The organism is Nocardioides sp. B-3 (assembly GCF_024703895.1).
Lineage (GTDB): Bacteria > Actinomycetota > Actinomycetes > Propionibacteriales > Nocardioidaceae > Nocardioides.
Genome location: NZ_CP087968.1, coordinates 2,916,305 through 2,935,031, shown reverse-complemented (window position 1 = coordinate 2,935,031; position 18,727 = coordinate 2,916,305). Strand labels below are relative to the sequence as shown.

The window sequence follows — 18,727 nt, the reverse complement described above, 5'->3', positions numbered from 1 at the left end:
TGTCAGCGCCGCGCTGGCGGGTGCGTCTCGTACATCCGGACAGCCACAACCAGCCCTGACGCAGCGGTCAGGGCTGCCACGAACCAGATCGCCCCCCGAATGCCCCAGAGGTCGGCCGGGACCCCGGTCAGCAGAGCGCCGACAGCAAAGCCAAGGTCTCGCCACAATCGGTAGACACCTACCGCCCGGGCACGCCGGGACGGGTGCGCGACGTCACCCACCACAGCCAGCAGGGTCGGATAGACCATCGCGGTCCCGAGGCCGAGACCGATGCCCGCGACCAACCACCGGGTGAACGAGTCGGCCACGGCGACCGCGGCCGGGGACGCGGCCCGGACCATCATCCCGACGGTGATCAGGTGCTTGCGTCCCCAGCGGTCCGAGAGCGCACCGGTCACGAGCTGTCCGAGCCCCCACACCGCCGGGTAGACGGCGACCGGGATGCCGGACTGGCCGAGGCCAAGGCCGGCGGACGCAAAGAGCACGGCAAACAGGCCCCACGCCGAGCCGTCGTTCAGGTTGTTCACCGGGCCGGCTCGGCTCGCAGCGGACAGCGCCGGCTCCCGGAAGGAGGTCGCAGCGAAGACCTGTCCGTCGGTGCGTTCATCGACCTCGGCGTGCGCCTGCGCCTCGGCGCGAGCGTGTCCGCGGGTCTCCTTCACCGCGAACGTGGACAGCCCGAGCCCCAGTGCTGCATAGGCGACTCCGACCGGGGAACGGCTCGGGGCGCAGACCCGCCCGGGCGGCGATCTGACCGGTGACAAGCGCCGTGACCGCGACAGCGAGGTAGCCGGCCGATTCGTTGAGCCCGAGCGCGAGGCCGCGCTTCTCGGAGCCGACCGGGTCGATCTTCATGATCACGGTTGTCGACCGGGTGAGTCCCCGGCTGATGCCGAGCAAGACGTTGGCCGCGATGACCACCCACCACCGGGGGGCCCAGATCAGCAGGAGCGGGACGGGCAGTGCGATGAGCCAGCCGCCGATGAGCACCGGCTTGCGCCCGAAGCGCTCCGACCATGTCCCGGCCAGATAGTTGGTTGCGGCCTTGGCCAGCCCGAACGCGAGGATGTAGGTCAATGCCGCCGTGTAGGACGCGATTCCGAACACCGGTCCGCAAGCAAGGGCAGCACCGTCCGCTCCTCGGCCGAGCATCCCGCCGACCAAGGCGTTGACTGCGACCAGCAGGGTGAACTGCGCCCAGGTTGACCCTGAGCCCGAGCCGCGGGACAGAAAGACTTCCCTTGGTCACCCGGCTGACTCCAGCTGGACCCCGCGGGCATCGGCCGGGTCCCCGGGACCGCCCGCGAGGATGGCGAGCTGTCTGAGCCCGGCGGCCTCCGGGATGCTCACCGCGCCGGCCGCGCGTTCGCCGTGCCCGCACATCACGACCGTCGGTTCGTCCGCGAGAGCAGGTGCGGCAGCCGTCAGACTGCCGAGCTCGATGTGCAGGGCGCCCGGCAGGTGGCCCGCCCCGAACTCGGATGACTGGCGGATGTCGAGGACACGGAGCCCCACTGCGTCCTCCGCCTCGAGCAGCGGGACGGACGTGACGGGCAGGCCAGCAGCGGCCCGGGCGTCGATTCCGCCCGAGATCTCGCCTGCGATGTTCTCGTGTCCGATCTTGAGCGCCTGCCAGACCGCGTCGTCGAGGTCCCGGCCTTCGTCCCGGAGCAACAGAATCGGCCGGTCGTGCGCGGTCAACCAGCCGAGCCAGCTCGCGAACCCGGGGCGCAAGGGGATCGACACGGCTCCGGTCGGGTGGGATGCGGCGTAGGCCTCGACGCCACGGATGTCGACGATGGTCGCGCCCGACGCGACCGGGCGCACAGCCGCTTCGGGGACGACTGCCTCGAACACCGGGCTGTGGTCGAAGACCGACGGTCCTCTCCGATTTTCTTCGCCGAGGCGAAGGAAGTAGGGCGGGAACGACGCGTGCGACCCGATGAGTTGTTCGACGAAGTCGTCCTCGTCGAGCGACAGGAGCGGGTTCGACGCCCGTTCGGCGCCGATCGTGCTGGAGGTCCCGGCAGGGGCTGCGGTCGAGCAGAAGGAGCCTCCCCGTGGGTCGGCCACAGCTCGGCCTCGTCGCCCGGGGCGGCGAGCCGTTGCAGCGACCGGAACTGGGCTCGAGCCAGCTCGTCGACACGCGCCGGGTCGACGAGGTCGACGCGGGCGGCAGACCCGACGATGAGCGACCCACCAGAGAACACACCCGGGACTGTCGGCCCATCGACAAGGGCGAAGCTCAGGTGCTCGTCGGTGTGCCCGGGGGGTGGCTATAGCGCGGAGGGTCAGTCCCCCAAGGTCAACCTCCTCCTCGTCGACCGGGCCTCGGTGGTGGAACAATCGGCCACCCGGGCGAGAGGCCAACACCTGCGCACCCCCGTCGCGGCCAGCTGGGTGGCGCCGGAGAGGAAGTCCGCGTGAAGGTGGGTGTCTGCGGCGTAGGCGATCTCGAGGCCCCGTCGGTCGGCTTCGTACCTCATCCGACGCAAGTCCCGGCTCGCGTCGACCACCAGCGCGCGACCGTCACCGAGGTCGACCCGGGTAGGCCGTGTTCCCGAGGCCGGCGTCGGGCACCCGCGTGACCAGTTCACCCACCATGTGCACCTTCCTCCGACCTGCCGTTCCCGCCTTGCAGACCATCGTCTGCCCGACAGGCGGCCTCGAGCGAACGCAGAGACCCGGGAACCTCGCCCTTCTTGAGCTGGTAGGCGCGGATCCCGGCGAGCAGGATGCGTCGCCAGAACGACTTCGGGTGCAGGGTCCACTCGACAGTGACGTCACAGCCGCCTGCGGTCGGGCGCACGTTCCGAGACCACTCGGCGAAGGACGGGTTCCCGTCGTCGCTGCAAGACCGGTAGGCGAGGTGCCGGGCCCGCGGGTCGAGCATGTGCAGGTGGGAGCGGCTCGGCCGGGTACGGCCGAACGCCGTGACCTCCACGACCCACTCGGCCCCCGGGACCGGGGGCCGCCGGCTGGTCCGGGACACGGGTGACCGCTTCGTTCCACTCCGGCAGCCGGGAAACGTCGGTGATCAGCTGGAACGCCGTGTCGGAATCGACTGTCAGGTGGTGGGTCAGGCTGGTCATCGGGACTCCTCAGGTCACGCCCGAGTTATTCAAGGGAATACTTGAATAGCCCGGGCGTCAAACCTTGTCTTGTCAAGAACTTTCTTGAATACTCATTCCCCGGGAGGTCGACGTGAGCGACAGACAAGCAAAGGAAGCGCTGTACGACGCGCTCGCCGAGATCGCGAAAGCAATGTCGAGCGGCCGGCGAGCTGAGCTCGTCGACGTACTCATCCGGGGCGAGCGCTCCGTGGAAGACCTCGCCGATGAGATCGGCCAGTCCGTGGCCAACACCTCTCAGCATCTGCAGCGCCTCCTCCGTTCCGGACTGGTTGCGTCCCGGCGCGACGGCAACCGGATCTTCTACTCCGTTGCGGGCCCGTCCGTGTACACGCTCTGGCGGACACTGCGGGATGCGGCGGTCAGCCACGTCGAGCAGATCGACGACGTCGCCCGAGCCTACCACGGGAAGCCGCGACGGGCTGGCCACCATCACCCGAGATGAGCTCCGTGGGCGCCTCATTGAGGGGGACGTCGTGGTCCTTGATGTCCGCCCGCAGACTGAGTACGACGCGGGCCACATCCGCGGAGCTCTGTCGATGCCCATGGGAGAACTCATGTCCCGGCTGGCCGAGATCCCCGAAGGAACCGACGTGGTCGCCTACTGCCGAGGTCCGTTCTGCGTCTACGCCGACGACGCGGTGCGCCTGCTCAGCGGTCGGGGCAGGACGGCACTGCGCCTCGAGGACGGCTATCCCGAATGGGCGGCCGACCAGCTCCCGACAGGAGTTCGAAGCGGGTTGGAGATGACACCGTCGATCACAGTGCCTGCTCCGGGAGCTCGGTGAGTGAGGCGCGGTCGACCGGCCGAGGGTTGGCGTAGGGGTTGGCCGGGACCTCCTCGACAACGGCGGCGAGATCCGACTCCTGCACCCCGAGGTCGGACAACCGTCGGGGGCACCGATCTGGTCGGCCAGTGAGGCAAGCGCCGAGGCCGGGGTAGCGGGGGCAGGATTTGAACCTGCGACCTCTGGGCGAGATCGAGGCCTTTCCTAGCGCTACCGAACGTTGCAGGGAAACAGCCGAATCGCTTGTGTTGTAGCGGTGTTCACTGTTTTGAACTGCTCCGACTGTAACCGATCTATGCCCAGTGGTGCCTACTGAATCTGGAGGGTTTCTGGTGGATTATCGAATCTTCAGAGCCGCGGGTCGACAGGCTCCGACTCGAGCGCGAGGACAGGGAACACCGCACGGTGCACCTTCCAGAGCGGCTCGTCGTCGACGAACGCGGTGAGCGCGTCCAGGTCGAGTCCACGTTCGCATTGGGCGAACTGGGCGCCTTCCACGGACAAATGTCGCTGCCGGGTGAATCTTGACCCCCTGCTGCCTCGGCAAGAGGGGGTCAGTTTTCGGCCGGCGTTGACAACAGCATCGAGCTGCTGGACATGGCCGTGGGAGAACGAGCGCAGGAACGTGCCAATGTCGAGGGTGCCCGCACCCCGGCGAACAACCGTCCCATCCCGCCATGGCGGAGCAGGTCGAGGTCATCGATGCTGTCCGCGCCTGCCAACATCGCGCCCGCCACACTGGCCGCCTTCACCGTCGAGTTCGGCGAGCCCACACTCAACCGCTCATGGAGCAGCTTCATACAGACCAGCCGACTCGGCCAACCGCAACGCAGGGACCAGACCCGAGCCTTGCCCGAACCGTCACCGGAGAGCGGGAGCTTCTGCTCGTTGGAAACCGAGACTGTCGGGCGGGCGAGGATCGCCTGCCCCTTGTCCCGGCCACTGCACGCGTTGCCGCCGTTCTCGCCCGACGTCGTCATGATCGTGAACACGCCCCACCAACCCCACTCGTTTCGCCACCTGTCGAACTCCGAGCGGCAGATTTCCTGCATCGTCACAACTCGGGCGTACATTTCATCGACGGCCATCGCCACATGCCGGGAGTCGCCGGTCTTGCCGAAGGACGACCCGACGTTGGCCTGGACGATCCTGAGCTGCCCGGTCACGTCGGCGTGAGCCGGCGCCCGGGTGCTCGTGAGCATGGCGGCGGGCATGAGCAGCGCCGCCAGCATGGCGAACACGGACTTGAAAACACGTTGCATTTGTTGCTCCTTATCGGGTTGTGGTGCTGGGTCCATCGGTGGACCTGAGTTGGGTCACTTGAGCCAGATTTTGTGATCGAGAACGCGCTGACCTGCGACGATGCGTGGTCGTAGTGCGTCTCCAAGGCACTAATTCGGGTCGGTAGGATCGGCTGGTGGCCCGGGTTCGCAAAGTGCGCACGGCCTCGGGGGCCACCGCGGTCCAGATCGCCGAGTCGGTCGCGGGCCGACGGCGGATCGTGCGTCACGTCGGCTCGGCACATGACGAGGCCGAGCTCGGGCTGCTTGTCGACGAAGCGCACCGGCTGCTGGCCGACGATGCGCAAGGGATGCTGGATCTCGCGATCACGCCAGCTGTCGCGAAACAACGATGCTCCCCCGCCGACTGCCGGCCTGTTCCGCGGTACGGCACCGGGGAGCACGGCAGCTCGTGTCACGACCACGAGCACTCAAGACTTCCTCGGGGTTGCTCTACGACACCTTGGCTGGGGTGTACTCGAGTCTGGGGTTCGACATCGTGGACGACGAGGTCTTCCACGACCCGGTGATCGCACGGGGTGGTCGGACCGACCAGCCTGCTCGACGTCGACCGGGTCCCGGCCGAGATGGGTCGCGTGTCAGCGAGCCTCTCGACTCGTAAGCGAACCCTGCGCCGTGCCCAAGCCGGCACCTACCGCGACCAGATCGCCGAAGCCTGCTTCAACCACGCCGTCACACACGGCGACGTCAGTCTGGTGCTCTACGACGTAACCACGCTCTACTTCGAGGCCGAGAAGGAAGACGACCTCCGCAAGGTCGGCTTCTCGAAGGAACGCCGTGTCGACCCCCAAATCGTGGTCGGGCTGCTGGTCGACCGGCACGGGTTCCCCCTCGAGATCGGGTGCTACGAGGGAAACAAGGCCGAGACCCAGACGATCGTGCCGATCGTGAAGCAGTTCCAAGAACGCCACGGCCTCGGGCGACATGGTCGTGGTCGCCGACGCCGGAATGCTGTCCGCGAGCAATCTCAAGGACCTCGACGACGCAGGTCTGAGGTTCATTGTCGGCTCCCGGGTCACACACTCAAGGCGCCCATCGACCGGCGTCGCACTTCCGGTGGCACGGCGACACGTTCACCGAGGCCCAATTGATCGACACCGTCACACCCAAGAACAGCCGGATCATCGAGAACGACGACCAGCAAAAGGCCGAACCAGTCTGGGACCCCGAGCTGCACCCCGGGTCGTGGCGAGCGGTGTGGGCCTACTCGACCAAACGCGCCGTGCGAGACAACCGGACGTTGACCCTGCAGGAGAACCGCGCCAAGGATGTCGTGGCCGGGAACAAGAGCGCCAAGGCCCCGCGGTTCGTGAAGAACAACAACGGCACCCGGACGCTCGACGAGGCCTCGCTGGCGCGGGGCACGCCGGCTGGTCGGGCTCAAGGGCTACGTCACCAACATCCCTGCCGACCTGATGGGACCCGGCGAGGTCATCGGCAGCTACCACGACCTATGGCGAGTCGAGCAGTCGTTCCGGATGTCCAAGACCGACCTCCGCGCCCGGCCCATCTTCGCCCGCACACAAGACGCGATCGAGGCACACCTCACCATCGTGTTCACCGCGCTCGCCGTGTCCCGCGTAGTCCAGAACAGGACCGGGGTATCGCTGCGCCGGGTCCTGCGGACCCTGAAACCGCTGCGCTCGGCCACCGTCGAGATCAACGGCGCCATCACCACGATCCCACCCGCACTCGATCCCGACGAGACCGCGATCCTCAACGCTCTGGAAGACCCCGCACCAAGGCACTAAGCCGTTTGACCCAACTCAGGCTCATATGCCATTCGTCGGTGCCCCAGCTTCCGGCATCGCGGCTTTGCCTGCGCGCCGTGCGTATCCCGTGGGTGTCATCCTCTAGTGTCTCGCGTTCCCGGGACCCGAGACCAGCGTTGCCTTTCCACTCAAGGCCGGGTGAGGGAGCTGCATGTGACGTATGTACCGGCTGTGCGGAGTCCTAGTGCACCTTCGACCCGCCAGTATGTTCCGCCGGGGGGCGAACTCTCGTAGGTAGTGGCTACGTGCCACGTGGCCCAGTTACCTCGATAGTTGAGGGACTCACCGGGTGGTGCGACGTGGGTCGTGCCCTTTGTCTCGGAGACGACTATGGCCACACGATTGCCGCAATAGGTGTATCCATCTTCAAAGTCGGCCAGTGCTGGTGCTGCGGTTGCGACGAGTACACCCGCCGTCAGGATGGCACCGCACGATAACCGCCGGACGGCTGTTCTCATCCCCAGTTCTCCCGTCTGGATCCGCCGTAGTTCCCGTCGGATCGATAGTTGCGGACGTAGATGTTGGTTCCCTGCGCCTTGGTCTTTGGCTTCAATAATCTCGTCGCTTCCCGCTCGACCGTTCGTACCAGATCATGCCGATGTGGCTGGTCGAAGCGAACGTCCATGTGCATCGTCGTCGAGTAGGACTTGTCAATCGTCATGGACGCCCAGTCCCCGGCCTTGAAGCTGGCTGCCACGTAGGGTCCGTGTTGATTGGTCATGAGTTCCCAACGTCGCTTGTTCGCAGATCCGTCAAGAGCAAGCGCCCACGACTTGAAGGTGAATCCGGAGCAATCGGGACCCTCACCGACCGAATTTTGAAACCCGTTCTCGGCCGGTGTGTCGTCCCAGCCGTTCCCGTTCCAACAGCCACCACCCCAGTCATACCCATCGCCGGCCGCGGTTGTGGCGTAACTGCGGGCGTCAGCCCCGGTCCAACTGCCCAAGGCTTGAGAGCCGTTGTTGTTGCAGTTCGCCGCCCAATCGGCAAGCGCGGGTTGCACCGCCACGCCAAGCATGAAGGTGGTCGCGAAGGGGAGAGCAGCCAGCCAAACCAACGTTCTCTTCATGATCGAGTCCTCACTTCTCGCCGAGGTCGTAGCGCCAGACCCCGTAACCGGATTTTGTCGATCGCGCCTGGAAGAGACTGTTGTCCGCCACCGAGAATTCGGTGTAGAACCCCGCAAAGTTCTGCGCGGGGATCACGAATCGTTCGACTTCGCTCCCGCCCGGGATCAGGACGGTGTACTGGCTGTGCGTGTTTTCGAACTGGGACTGGACGACCGGGACTCGGCCGTCGTCGAGGGGCGATGCCTCGACCACCGGTCCAAGCTGCGTCTCTCCCACGAGGCGCCACGCCTGAACGCCGTCGGGGCCGCTGCTGGTGATGCGGACTTCGTTGCCGGCTTCTCGAAGGTGCTTGCGCATCACCGGGGCCGTGTCGTTTGCGTTCGGAACGCCGGGGACGCCCGCGGCGCTCTGTTCGTTGACCTGCAAGGTGTGTCCCTCGCGCCAAACTGGTGTCCACCGGGAGTCGTCAGCCTCCACAAAGACTGCATCGCCGATCCGGCGGATGGCGTTTCCTGCCGCCGGCAACATCGTGTGGCTGTTCGACTTGCCCCCGTCGGGGGCGAATTCGTCGAGGCTGGCCAAGCCCGGGGCTGCGCTCGCGTTCAGGATGAGGAGTGTGCCATCTGGTGCTACCACGATGTCTGGCTCACCTTGACTGAGGTCAATCGGCAAGTTCTTACGCTCTCCATCGCGCGTGAACTGCACGAGCCGGCTGTTCTGGCGATCGACGATCACCAGCTCTCCGTCAGGGCCGACGTCGAAGGAACTCGGACCGTTGCCTTCGGGATTGATCCCGAACTCGTTCTCACCCTTGCCCCGGGCACCGGCTGCGACAGGGATGCCCGTGCTTTGTTCGTCAGTGGCCCAAGAGGCACGACCCAAGTCGACCACCTCGGCCGTGGACATAGAGATCGCTTCCATGAATGCATCTGGCGCTGGGTACTGGGCAACCGACCCGTCCTCGGTGGAGAAGTCGACGTGGTAGTCGAACGACCCGGAGGCGGTGAGTTCAGTCGGCACCTCGAAAACGAGGACACCGCGGTCGACTGAACCGTTCACTTCTACGGCATCGCCGCCCGCGGCGCGAACTGTCGCAATGGCGTCCACCGCACCGCAGCCAACACACTGGGCACACCAGCTCGAATTCGAGGGGCACGGGCGTGCCTTGCTCATAGATGAGTGGCGGGTTGTGCAGGACGTCGACATCGAACGGGACCGGCGCCTCTGCCGGTGCATTCGATTCAGTCTTTGGTTGAACTTTCGCAGCCGGGGACAATCCCCCCACGAGGCCGAGCACAGACAGGGCCGCGATAGCGCTCGCCAAGAGTCCGAACTTTCGCGGACGATCCATCCGGCTTCGAAAGATCACGAGATGCTCCCCTCGGGAGCAAAGCCACCCTGGCTCTGGAACCAGCATCACTGCCGAAAAGGCAGTCGCGGTGAAACCCAGTGCTTGAACCATCATCCACGCCCCCGAGATCAGATTGTCTCTGCCGAGAGTCGATGCAAAACGCCAACCCGGCAAGAGACCGAACCAACTGGTCTAGTCCTCCCGAAGGCCAGCACAGACACAGCAGAGGTTTCTCCTCCCTCAGCGAACCGTGTCAGTAACAGGCGCCCTTCTTGACCCAGTTCGTGCGACTGACGCGCAGTCGCCGGTCGTTCTCGCGGGTGTTGATCCAGTCACCTTCGGACACCAACGTGCCGTCGGCCCGCGTCAACACGGGCCCGATCGCCTCCTCGTCGAGGCCATGGAGCGGTGGTTACGGGCACGGTTGTGGAGTTCGGCAGCGAACTCTGGGATGGGCGCGATCAGGACGAATCAGTGCATACACCACGACGCGGGACTTGACCCGGCCTCTCTGCCGGCACAGCGAATCACCGTAGCAACTGTGCGGCTATGGCTCATTGTGACTATTGACACTCCCAGCTGGAACCACTCTGCACCCCGCACGGATGACGTGTCGGCAGGTCAGTGCGACGTCCGCGAATCGCACTGATGTGCCAAGTACCCACGTGCGACGACCGAAGCGTGAGATGCACACAAACAATTTCTGAACAGAGAGTCACCTTGTGTCCACTCCTGTCCACAGGAGTGCACCATTGCGTCAATCTCGAATACTGGCGACCCTTGACACTGCCCGGGCTGTAGCGAGACCTTCGATGGATGACGTTCTTGGCCGACGCTGACGCTTCCTGCCTTGCAGGGAGTTCGACGGCGATCGCGGGAACCTTTGCGGTGACGCGGGCCCCGCGTGACCGTGAACTGAATGTGCAGGTCACACGGTGCCGCTGAATCAGCGGGACCGTCGATGGGCATGGTGCGAATCGGCCCGCGATCCCGTAGCAGGGGCTTTCGGGGACCTCCCGCGGTGCCGCCGGCCCGGCGGCACCGCCTTCGGGGACCCACGCGGTGCTGAGGGCCCCACGGCACCGCTCTTGGGAGGCCACCCGGTGCCGAGGGCCCCACGGCACCGGAGCTTGAGCGCCGGGTAGGTGGTTCCGGCCCGGGGGCCGGAACCGCTGGCTGGTGAACGGGACGGGTCAGAGGCTCATTCCGGGACGGTTGTGTGCGCCTCGAGGATGCCGTTGTGAGTCGGCGCGTTGGGCGACCTGACGTAGGGCGACGACGGCTCGGGCCCGGTCGATACGTTGGGCGTCGGTGATGGGCGCTGCACCGAGTGGGGTGCGGCTGGTGATGCCGTAGCGGTCGCGGTATGCGGCGACCGTGCGGACGTCTTCTGTCCAGCGGTCTCGTCCATGGGTGGGCGCCTCCCCCAGTTGTTTGATCCGGGGCTCACGGCCGTGGATGGACCGGGCGACCAGATCGGTTGCGCGCTGCTCGATCAGTTCGCGGCGTTGGTCGAGCGCCTGAAGCATCTCGGGTGCCATGGGTCCGACAGCCTCGGGGATGAGTCCGGCGATGAGACGCGGGCGTGGAGCCGCGCGTCCGGGTCGTCGCGAGGTGGCGAGTCGAATCCGGTGGTGGAGGACGGCGGCGATGTCGTTGGCATCGGCAAGGCCATGACGAGCGACCGCGGCTGGGAGGAGGTGTGCGATGTCGTGACCGTTGCCTTCGGCCCGGCGTAGGTCCGCGGCCAGCGGCCCGGAAGGCGTCCGAGGCGAGGACGTCATCGACCTCGTCGACGGTGAGGCCACCGACGCGCAGCAAGCTGGCCCACCGGTCGCGTTGGGCCGCAACGGCGATGGTGTCGTACTCGGCGGCGAGTTGGGCGATGGAGCCCCAAGTGTCCTGCTCGACCTGGATCGTCTGGTGGGCGGAGAGTTCGGCTCCACGGTTGGCGAGTACGCCGACCAGAACGGATCGGGCGGTGACGTCTTCACCGTCGGGTGGTCCGTGGTTTTCGTCTGGGGTCTGGGTGATGACGTAGGCGTGGTTGTGCTCACGGCCACGAGTCATGGCGACGTACAGGTTCTCCCGGGTCGTGCCGGGCGAGACGACCACGTGGGCGGTGTCGACGGTGATGCCCCGGGCCCGGTAGGACGTGACGGCGTAGCCGAGGTCGACGTGTTCGGCGGCGTAGGCGGCGGGGAGGACGACGCCGCCACTGTGCCTGCAGGTCGAGGCGTCGGACGACGAGTGATCCATCGGGGCGAACGTCGGTGATGCGCCAGCGGTCGCCGTTGCGGACCCAGCCCGAGCGCAGGCTGCGGAGCCGGCGGTCGTTCTTGCGGGTGATGACCCAGTCGCCGTCGGAGGCTCGGGTGTCGTCGAGGAGCACGACCTCGCGCCCCACCCGGGTCCTCCCGTGAGCCAGTCGCTGCGTGCGTGCGCGGGCGTTGAGGTCGCGTACGAGTTGGGTCGAGTCGGTGACCGGGACGCTGGCGCGGCCTGCGTCGATGTCGTGGCTCCGGGCGCGGAGCGCGGCGTCGGTCATGGCATCGGCGTCGCCGTCGCAGACTCGCTGTTGGGCGAGGTAGGTCTCGATGACTTCGGGGTGTCCGTGCCGGAGGTCGAGGGAGGCGGTCTTCTCCCGGGTGTGGGTGAAGCGGTGTACGTCGACCAGTTCCGGCGCGTCGGCGCGGGCCCCGACCAGCATCGCGAACGCTCCCCCGGCTTCGACGGCCTGAAGTTGTGCCCAGTCACCAACGAGGAGCACCTTGGCTCCCGCCTCTGCCGCATGGGCTGTGATCCGGTCCAGCGTCAACGTCCCTGCGAGGGTGGCCTCGTCGATGATGACCAGCTGGTTCTGCCTGAACCGTGCTCGTCCCTGCTCGTGGTCGTGGTCGTGGAGCCACTTCGCGGTGTTCTCGCAACCGATTCCGAGGTCCTCAGCGAGTACGGCGGCTGCCGCGGCACTGGGTGCGAGCCCGACGACGCTCCCGCGGCTGTGCTGGAAGGTCCACGCGCGATGGAGGGCGCGCATCGTGGTGCTCTTGCCGGCACCGGCTGGGCCGACGAGAAGATCCACCTGACGACCGGACACGGCGATCCGTGCGATGGCCCGGGCCTGTTCGGGGCTGAGCCGATTGCCCTTGACGGGTTGGTCGACAGTGGCATCGACGATCTCAATCGAGACGGTCGGCGCGATGAGCGTGTCGGCCCGTTCGATCAGCCGGTCCTCAGCGGCCAGCAGGTGCTCTGCCGAGAAGACGGTGGAGTGCTTGGGCCGGAACGCGCTCGTCCCGTCACCTCGGGTGAACGCCGTTGGGGTGAGGGCGAGTTCGGGCGGGGTGAGGCGAAGCGAGTTCCGTTCGGCGGCGTCGACGACCGGGCCGGTGACCGCCTCGCGGTCGCTGGTGCTGGCGAAGCGCCAGCCGAGAGTCTGGCGCGCCGCCTCGGAGTACAGATTGGCGCGGCGCCACGTTGACCGCTTCTCACCGACGGTGAAGACGACGCGGTGGCCGATGTCCTCGATCAGGTCGAGGGGGATGTCGTCTGCGCGCAGCAGCCGCCTCGGCGGGTTGGCGGTCACGCGCTCGGCCCCGAGCGACGGCGTCCTCGCCGAGATGTTCGCTTGTTTGGCGCCTCCAGCGGTCGGTGAGGTCGGCGAGTGAGTGGATGTGCTTGGCCGGGCGCTTGGAGAGGTTGGCCTGCTGACGCAGTTTCATGATGGTGGCTCGGCCGGGGCGGCGGCCGTGCCGCTCGACGTACCCCTCGATCAGGTGATCGGTGGTGGCATCGATGTCGCGAGCGCGGCTGGAGAATGCCTGCACCAGTGACTGCGGGACGCCGTTGATCTCCCAAGGCCGGGTTGCGGTCGCGGCCCGCGCGAGCGGCGCTCCCATTCCACGCCGAGCGTATGAGTGAGGTGGTCGCTGAACGATGCCTCGTGGAGCTCCGAGAGGGCGACCACCCAGCCGTGCAGGGGCGTGCCGTCCAGGGGCACGCCATCTGCCGTCCCTCAGTGTCTTGACCTTGTTCGAGATCACGACGTGGGTGTGCAGGTGGGGGTCGTTGGCGCGGGAGTCGTAGTGGTCGAATCCGGTGGCGATCACCCCGGCGACCTCGACCTGTGCCACCGCGCCCTTCGGCCCCTTGGCGCCGACGCGGGTGGCGATGACCTCGCGTTCGAGGAAGTTCAACGCATCAGCAACGGCCGCATGGTGGGCCCGGGCGATGAGTGTCTGGGTGCCGGCGTCGGCGACTCCCCACAGCACGCTCGCCGACTTCGGGATCGAGAACGTCAGGTCGTAGCCGGCCACGGCGTGGCGACGCTTGCCTTCCGCGGGCGGCCCGAAGGTGCGGTAGCGGCAGCCAAGCGGCTCGCCCGTCACGGGATGGGCTCCGTGTCCGATCAGGTGCTTGAGCTGCTCCTCAGTGACCTCGTCCCCTGATCGGATCGAGCACTCCACACCCTGGAAGCCCGGAGCCCATCCATCGCCCGGGCGGCGTGCCGGCTTCGGTGTAGTAGCGCGTCAGAGGTGTCGACAAGGACCGGTCGCCATCGCCTGCTGCGACGGTCCGGAGCAGGTACTCGTAGCCCTTGCCCGCGGTCATCTTGTTGATCGTCACGGTCACCGCGCCCACCTCCCTCAGGAGGTAGGTACGCAGACTCCCCCAGCTACCCCGGGCGTCAGCCATGTCCTCGGTTGCAAGAGGCGTGAGGGGATCTTGGCGAGGGTCAGCGCTGGCGAACTTTGTGGCGAGCGGGCGTTTCGGGCGTGTGCGAGTGGTGAGCGCAGCGGATGGGGCTTGACCGGGGTTCGGGCAGCGAGAGGAGTCACGGAGGGCGTCGAGGACTGGGGTAGTCGAGATCTGGCAAGGACTGTGGGAACAGATTCAGGTCCGATAGATGTCGGCTCGCGCCGCTAGACTTGAGCACAGCAAGGAGGTACTCGTGACCATCGACACATCGGACAGCGCTCGCCGCGAGCGTGCGATCGCTGACGCGCGCCGTTCCTCCGAATTGGAAGGTTCGCAGAGCACCGCAGCCACGCGAGACGACCGGGGACGTACGTCCGCGGCGAGATCGACATCGAGCAACTCGGTGTCCGCGTCCGTAGTCGCTACGGCTTGAAGTGAGCGAAGCCGCCCCATGGTCATCAGGCGACCACGCGGCACGTTGGAACGGCTACCTGATCGCACCCGACTCTCCGGTGCTGCGTAACAAGGTCGGTGCCACGACCGTAGAGGCACTGAGCGCCGCCGAGAACGACCTTCTCGAGTTCCGGGTGGCCGAACTCAGATCCAAGCCCATGATCGTCCCCGGGACCTACGACCCGGCACACCTCAAGGCGATCCATTTTCGACTGTTCCGGGACATCTTCGAGTGGGCGGGCGAGCTCCGCACCGTCGGCATCGCCAAGGGTGATGGCCAAGACACCTCGTTCATCCCGCCGCTGGAGATCGACAGACCGGTTGCGCACGTCGCCAGCCGAATCGCCGACAGCGACAGACTTCGAGCGATCCCCTCCGCCGAACTCGTCGACGAGGTCACCTACCTATACGACTACCTGAACTTCGCCCACCCATTCCGCGAGGGCAACGGACGGACTCAACGCGAGTTCTTCGCGCAGCTTGTGGCGGAGTGGGGGCATGGTCTCGACTGGAGCGAAATCGACATGAACAGCCTCCACTCGGCCTGTCATGTCGCACGCGTGGACGGCGACACTTCGAAGCTTCGATCGATCATCAGCGCCGCCATCACCAACGATCCCGTCTACTGACGTTTACGGCTCATCGCTTCTCCCAATCACTGGGCGCAAGCGTCTCCGGGATCTCCGCCGTCACCGGGTTCACCCTCTCGTCGGGTTCGATGTAATGCTCTTTGGTGATCGCCGATGACGTGTGCCCCAGCATCTCGGCCGCGAGATCCGGGCCGCCGGCGCGATCGAGAACGGTGGCGACCGTACGGCGGAAGGAGTGCGGTGTGACCCCATCGATCCCGGCCTCCTCCAAGACGCTGCGGAGGCGACGGCGCACGTTGTTGGTCGTGAGCGGCGTGCCGTTGCGGGTGACGAACAACAAGCGATCGGGCTCCTTGTCGGCAACCGCGACGAGCCGCTGCCGCAGCACCTCCGCGGTGAAGTCTCGGAACCGACACCGTCCGAGTCGACTTCATCGTCTTCGGGTGCGACTGCCGATGTGTCGGCTTGCCTGCCGGGGAAACGATCGTCCCGCAGATCCGCACCGTCGCCGGCGAGCCTGTCACGTCGACATCGCACTTGCGGATGGCGAGCACCTCACCGATGCGAGCCGATGTCCCTGAGCATGACCTCGATGATCTGCTCCAACTGGCCGTCCGGCGGAGGGCCGGGGAGGCCAGACCTTCGGCGCCAACTACTCACAGCAAATCGGATTGCCTCGACCTGCTCCGGGGTCAGAGCCATCGTCTTCGACGGGGGCTTCCTGAGCCGTGCGGTCTCGCGGACCGGATTGGCGCGTACGCGTCGTACCTGACCGCCAGCCCGAAAGCGAGGCTCAGCACCGTTCTGGCCTGTTTGGCCATGCTGTAACTCTTGGTGCTCGCCGGGGTTTTGATGAACTGGTCGACCTTGCGCACCGAGATCTCGCGCAGCAGGAGGTTCTCGAACGCCGGAAGGACCAACTGCCGCATGTTGCGTTCATAGAGCGCCCGGGTGCTCTGAGCGAGCTTGCCCTCAAGGTCGAGGTCCTCCAGCCACACCTCGACCAGTTGGCCGAAGGAGCTATCCGGGGCGAGCTCACCAAACCCGGTGGAGAAGCCGCTGCGCGGCGAGCTTCTCCTTCAGGCGGTGCTCGGCTCGGGTGCGTGTGTCACCGCTCGCTTCGATGCGGCGCAACTGTCCGTCGTGGTCACGGAACCTGGTCCGGGCACGGACAGTGCCGTTCGCCAGCTTCCTGAACTCGATCTCGCCGAAGGTGCCGACAGGTGTGCGTGGCCTAGCCATGCCCGTTCACTCCCTCGGGGAGCGAGGCGACGGGACGTCGCGCTGGCCGTCGAGCCATGCCTGCACATCGCCGAGGCGGAACTTCACGTGGCGACCAATACGGATCCCCGCCGGCCCTCGGCCGGTCTGGCGCCATTCGTAGATCGTCTTGACCGGCACGCCGAGGTACTCGGCGAGTTCGGTGATCGTCACGAGCGGGTCGAGCACGCTCAGCGGATTGGTAGCGGTGGTCATGCTCACTAGGTGCGCAGCCGAGACCGGAACCTTCGGTCACGTTCGGAGGCACTACGAGCCAGCCAGACTGTGGTCCGAGCTGCGACCCGCGAACCACCTCAATGTGGAGGGTTTGTGGTGGAGGGATCAATTCTCAAATGCTTTCAGGCCGGGATCTCGCACTGAATCCCGGCCTGAACTTTGTAGCGGGGGCAGGATTTGAACCTGCGACCTCTGGGCGAGATCGGGGCACCTGCGACTACTTCGGTTTCGGGCTGGAAGCTACCGATTCGCTCGGCGTGGTGAGGGATTCGCCCTCGCTTCAAACCTCAGAGTACCCGAGTGGTACCGACAGAATCCGGGTGTTTCTGGACAGTAAGTGGTACCGATTGAATCTCATCCGAGCGGCCCGGCCCCCGCTCAGAGCGCAGGTTGTGGCGGGAGTTCTCGCGCGACCAGCTCGGCGGCCTCAGTCGCGGACAGTCCGAACATGCGCAGGATCTGTTGCGTCATGGCATCGGAGCGCTCACCGGCGTCCGAGTCGGGGTTCTCCTCGAGCAGCTGGAGCAGTCCGAGGAGAGCGCCCCCGGCAGCCATCAGAGCCAACTCCGGATCGGGCACATCGGAAACGACCTGCTTCCTGTGCGGCAGCAATGTCTCGTCGGGCGCGAGGGGCGAGGCCCTCGTCGTACGTGAGGATCCGCATGCCTTCGTGGAGCAGGACCCGGACCATCTCAGGCACTTGGCGCTGTAGGCGACCGGTCATCCGAAAGCTGACGGAGAAGACCTCGGCGGGGTCGTCGTACTCAGCCACCACGGCGTCACGGAGGACGGCATACGCCTGCAGCGTGGAGTCGACTGCTGCCCGGAACAACGCCTCCTTCGACTCGAAGTGGTTGTAGAAGCTACCGAAGCCGACGTCGGCCGCGTCGGTGATTTCCTGGATGCTCACGCTCGTGCGGCCTTCGGAGAGGAACTGTCGTGCCGCGCCCAGCAGTGCATTGCGGGTGCGCTCCTTGCGCCGATCGACCCGGGTGGGCGCCTCAGCAGTTGTCGTCATCAGTCACTCCGGTCGACCCTGTACGCGTCATGGAAAGTCCATCGTAACTGATCCTTTCATCAGAATCGGGGCGGCGTCACGCCTGCATGTCGCCGGTCACATCTTGAGGAAATCATCAGAAAAACTTGACAGAAGGTTTCATCGTTACTGATGATTCTATCAAGTACCTAAGACGGAGGAACCCGTGAACGTATCGACAGCCATCCACCGGACCGAGCAGACCGTTCGCGTTGGACACCGCGACATCTTTGTGACCGATGCCGGCTCGGGCACTCCGGTCGTCCTGCTTCACGGCGGCGGTGCCGGTGCGACCGGAGCATCGAACTACTCCCGCAACATCGACGCGCTCGCCGCGCACTTCCAGGTGATCGTGCCGGACATGCCCGGCTACGGGCAGTCCTCCAAGCAGATCGACCACAGCGACCCGTTCGGCGACCCGGCCTTCGCAATGCGCGGCCTGCTCGACGAACTCGGCATCGACAAGGCGCACTTCATCGGCAACTCGTACGGCGGCGCTGCTGCATTGCGTCTTGCGATGGACCGCCCCGACAAGGTCGAACGCCTCATCCTGATGGGCCCCGGCGGCATCGGCACAACGCGCGGCCTTCCCACCAAGGGGCTCAGCAATCTGCTCAGCTACTACGGCGGTGAGGGCCCGACCCGGGAGAAGCTCGAGACGTTCATCCGCGACTACCTCGTCTACGACAGCTCGGCGATTCCCGACGACCTGATCGAATTGCGCTACCGGGCCAGCATTCAGCCTGACGTCGTCGCCAATCCGCCGCTGCGTCGGCCGTCCGGCCCTACCGCGCTGCGGACCCTCCTCCGTATGGACTTCACCCGTGACAAGCGCCTCGCCAAGGTGCAAGCCCCGACTTTGGTTGTGTGGGGCAAGGACGACAAGGTCAACCGCCCCTCCGGTGGTCAGGCATTGGCTAGCACCATGCCGAACTGCGATCTCTACCCGGTCGCGAACACCGGCCATTGGGTGCAGTGGGAGCGCGCTGACCTGTTCAACTCACTTGCGATCGACTTCTTGAACAACGAGGCCTGATCAG

Annotated in this window: 20 protein-coding genes and 3 pseudogenes; 5 read left to right on the top strand and 18 right to left on the bottom strand. The window is 66.1% G+C overall.

The window, feature by feature from the left end:
• Positions 1-2: 2 nt before the first annotated feature.
• The 5 genes from LP418_RS19510 to LP418_RS19490 all read right to left on the bottom strand — a co-directional run bounded on the left by LP418_RS19510 (position 3) and on the right by LP418_RS19490 (position 2,992).
• Positions 3-662 carry an MFS transporter gene (locus LP418_RS19510; RefSeq protein WP_257953311.1) on the bottom strand — a complete coding sequence of 220 codons (660 nt, stop codon included), beginning with the start codon at positions 660-662 and terminating at the stop codon, positions 3-5.
• A complete protein-coding gene (locus LP418_RS19505; RefSeq protein WP_257953310.1) occupies positions 604-1,107 on the bottom strand; it encodes an MFS transporter in 504 nt (167 codons plus the stop codon). Before LP418_RS19505 ends, LP418_RS19510 begins: the two co-directional genes overlap by 59 nt.
• A 138-nt stretch (positions 1,108-1,245) precedes the next feature.
• Positions 1,246-2,073 carry a rhodanese-like domain-containing protein gene (locus LP418_RS19500; RefSeq protein WP_257953309.1) on the bottom strand — a complete coding sequence of 276 codons (828 nt, stop codon included), beginning with the start codon at positions 2,071-2,073 and terminating at the stop codon, positions 1,246-1,248.
• A gap of 218 nt (positions 2,074-2,291) precedes the next feature.
• Positions 2,292-2,486, bottom strand: coding sequence for a hypothetical protein (locus tag LP418_RS19495; RefSeq protein ID WP_257953308.1), 195 nt, complete (start codon positions 2,484-2,486; stop codon positions 2,292-2,294).
• Between the two features lie 107 nt (positions 2,487-2,593).
• Entirely contained in the window at positions 2,594-2,992 is a 399-nt protein-coding gene (locus tag LP418_RS19490) for a hypothetical protein (protein WP_257953307.1), read from the bottom strand.
• A 212-nt stretch (positions 2,993-3,204) separates the two neighbouring features.
• Here LP418_RS19490 and LP418_RS19485 point away from each other — a divergent pair, with 212 nt between their 5' ends.
• Complete coding sequence (locus LP418_RS19485; RefSeq protein WP_257953306.1) at positions 3,205-3,576, top strand: ArsR/SmtB family transcription factor; 372 nt, start codon at positions 3,205-3,207, stop codon at positions 3,574-3,576.
• A gap of 31 nt (positions 3,577-3,607) precedes the next feature.
• Positions 3,608-3,919 (top strand): rhodanese-like domain-containing protein, encoded by a 312-nt coding sequence (locus tag LP418_RS19480; protein ID WP_257953305.1) that lies wholly within the window; start codon positions 3,608-3,610, stop codon positions 3,917-3,919.
• Positions 3,920-4,267: 348 nt separating this feature from the next.
• Here LP418_RS19480 and LP418_RS19475 read toward each other — a convergent pair whose 3' ends face one another.
• Entirely contained in the window at positions 4,268-4,423 is a 156-nt protein-coding gene (locus LP418_RS19475) for a hypothetical protein (protein WP_257957108.1), read from the bottom strand.
• 66 nt (positions 4,424-4,489) lie between these two features.
• Positions 4,490-4,644, bottom strand: a pseudogene (locus LP418_RS19470) (IS1380 family transposase); the annotation flags it as partial.
• A gap of 692 nt (positions 4,645-5,336) precedes the next feature.
• On the opposite strand from LP418_RS19470, the pseudogene LP418_RS19465 reads away from it, so the two are divergent.
• Positions 5,337-6,971: pseudogene (locus LP418_RS19465) on the top strand (IS1634 family transposase).
• Between the two features lie 475 nt (positions 6,972-7,446).
• Here LP418_RS19465 and LP418_RS19460 read toward each other — a convergent pair.
• The 6 genes from LP418_RS19460 to LP418_RS19435 all read right to left on the bottom strand — a co-directional run bounded on the left by LP418_RS19460 (position 7,447) and on the right by LP418_RS19435 (position 14,045).
• On the bottom strand, positions 7,447-8,061 hold the full coding sequence (locus LP418_RS19460; RefSeq protein ID WP_257953304.1) for a hypothetical protein: 615 nt from the start codon (positions 8,059-8,061) through the stop codon (positions 7,447-7,449).
• 10 nt (positions 8,062-8,071) lie between these two features.
• On the bottom strand, positions 8,072-9,169 hold the full coding sequence (locus LP418_RS19455) for a hypothetical protein (RefSeq protein ID WP_257953303.1): 1,098 nt from the start codon (positions 9,167-9,169) through the stop codon (positions 8,072-8,074).
• A gap of 1,437 nt (positions 9,170-10,606) precedes the next feature.
• Positions 10,607-10,954, bottom strand: a complete 348-nt coding sequence (locus LP418_RS19450; protein ID WP_257953302.1) for a hypothetical protein — start codon at positions 10,952-10,954, stop codon at positions 10,607-10,609.
• A 512-nt stretch (positions 10,955-11,466) separates the two neighbouring features.
• Positions 11,467-12,999 carry an AAA family ATPase gene (locus tag LP418_RS19445; protein ID WP_257953301.1) on the bottom strand — a complete coding sequence of 511 codons (1,533 nt, stop codon included), beginning with the start codon at positions 12,997-12,999 and terminating at the stop codon, positions 11,467-11,469.
• On the bottom strand, positions 12,902-13,879 hold the full coding sequence (mobF, locus tag LP418_RS19440; RefSeq protein WP_257953300.1) for a MobF family relaxase: 978 nt from the start codon (positions 13,877-13,879) through the stop codon (positions 12,902-12,904). Before mobF ends, LP418_RS19445 begins: the two co-directional genes overlap by 98 nt.
• Positions 13,842-14,045: a relaxase domain-containing protein gene (locus tag LP418_RS19435; protein WP_257953299.1), complete on the bottom strand. Its 204-nt coding sequence runs from the start codon at positions 14,043-14,045 to the stop codon at positions 13,842-13,844. Before LP418_RS19435 ends, mobF begins: the two co-directional genes overlap by 38 nt.
• Positions 14,046-14,545: 500 nt before the next feature.
• Here LP418_RS19435 and LP418_RS19430 point away from each other — a divergent pair, with 500 nt between their 5' ends.
• Positions 14,546-15,193, top strand: coding sequence for a Fic/DOC family protein (locus LP418_RS19430; RefSeq protein ID WP_257953298.1), 648 nt, complete (start codon positions 14,546-14,548; stop codon positions 15,191-15,193).
• A 10-nt stretch (positions 15,194-15,203) separates the two neighbouring features.
• Here the strand turns inward: LP418_RS19430 and LP418_RS19425 are convergent.
• From LP418_RS19425 to LP418_RS19410, 5 genes and pseudogenes are all read right to left on the bottom strand, one after another.
• Positions 15,204-15,545: pseudogene (locus tag LP418_RS19425) on the bottom strand (tyrosine-type recombinase/integrase); the annotation flags it as partial.
• A 301-nt stretch (positions 15,546-15,846) separates the two neighbouring features.
• Complete coding sequence (locus tag LP418_RS19420; protein ID WP_257957107.1) at positions 15,847-16,161, bottom strand: N-terminal phage integrase SAM-like domain-containing protein; 315 nt, start codon at positions 16,159-16,161, stop codon at positions 15,847-15,849.
• A 241-nt stretch (positions 16,162-16,402) separates the two neighbouring features.
• A complete protein-coding gene (locus LP418_RS19415; protein ID WP_257953296.1) occupies positions 16,403-16,630 on the bottom strand; it encodes a helix-turn-helix transcriptional regulator in 228 nt (75 codons plus the stop codon).
• 399 nt (positions 16,631-17,029) lie between these two features.
• Positions 17,030-17,206, bottom strand: a complete 177-nt coding sequence (locus tag LP418_RS31200; RefSeq protein ID WP_336275766.1) for a hypothetical protein — start codon at positions 17,204-17,206, stop codon at positions 17,030-17,032.
• Complete coding sequence (locus tag LP418_RS19410) at positions 17,136-17,669, bottom strand: TetR/AcrR family transcriptional regulator (protein ID WP_257953295.1); 534 nt, start codon at positions 17,667-17,669, stop codon at positions 17,136-17,138. Before LP418_RS19410 ends, LP418_RS31200 begins: the two co-directional genes overlap by 71 nt.
• A gap of 184 nt (positions 17,670-17,853) precedes the next feature.
• Between LP418_RS19410 and LP418_RS19405 the strand changes: the two genes are divergently transcribed.
• Positions 17,854-18,723 carry an alpha/beta fold hydrolase gene (locus tag LP418_RS19405; protein ID WP_257953294.1) on the top strand — a complete coding sequence of 290 codons (870 nt, stop codon included), beginning with the start codon at positions 17,854-17,856 and terminating at the stop codon, positions 18,721-18,723.
• The last annotated feature ends 4 nt before the right edge of the window (positions 18,724-18,727 follow it).

Coding starts and splice junctions, on each gene's coding strand:
- LP418_RS19495 (WP_257953308.1), bottom strand. CDS start 2,486: ATGAGGTACGAAGCCGACCGACGGGGCCTCGAGATCGCCTACGCCGCA.
- LP418_RS19460 (WP_257953304.1), bottom strand. CDS start 8,061: ATGAAGAGAACGTTGGTTTGGCTGGCTGCTCTCCCCTTCGCGACCACC.
- LP418_RS19450 (WP_257953302.1), bottom strand. CDS start 10,954: ATGGCACCCGAGATGCTTCAGGCGCTCGACCAACGCCGCGAACTGATC.
- LP418_RS19415 (WP_257953296.1), bottom strand. CDS start 16,630: ATGACCACCGCTACCAATCCGCTGAGCGTGCTCGACCCGCTCGTGACG.
- LP418_RS31200 (WP_336275766.1), bottom strand. CDS start 17,206: ATGGCTGCCGGGGGCGCTCTCCTCGGACTGCTCCAGCTGCTCGAGGAG.
- LP418_RS19410 (WP_257953295.1), bottom strand. CDS start 17,669: ATGACGACAACTGCTGAGGCGCCCACCCGGGTCGATCGGCGCAAGGAG.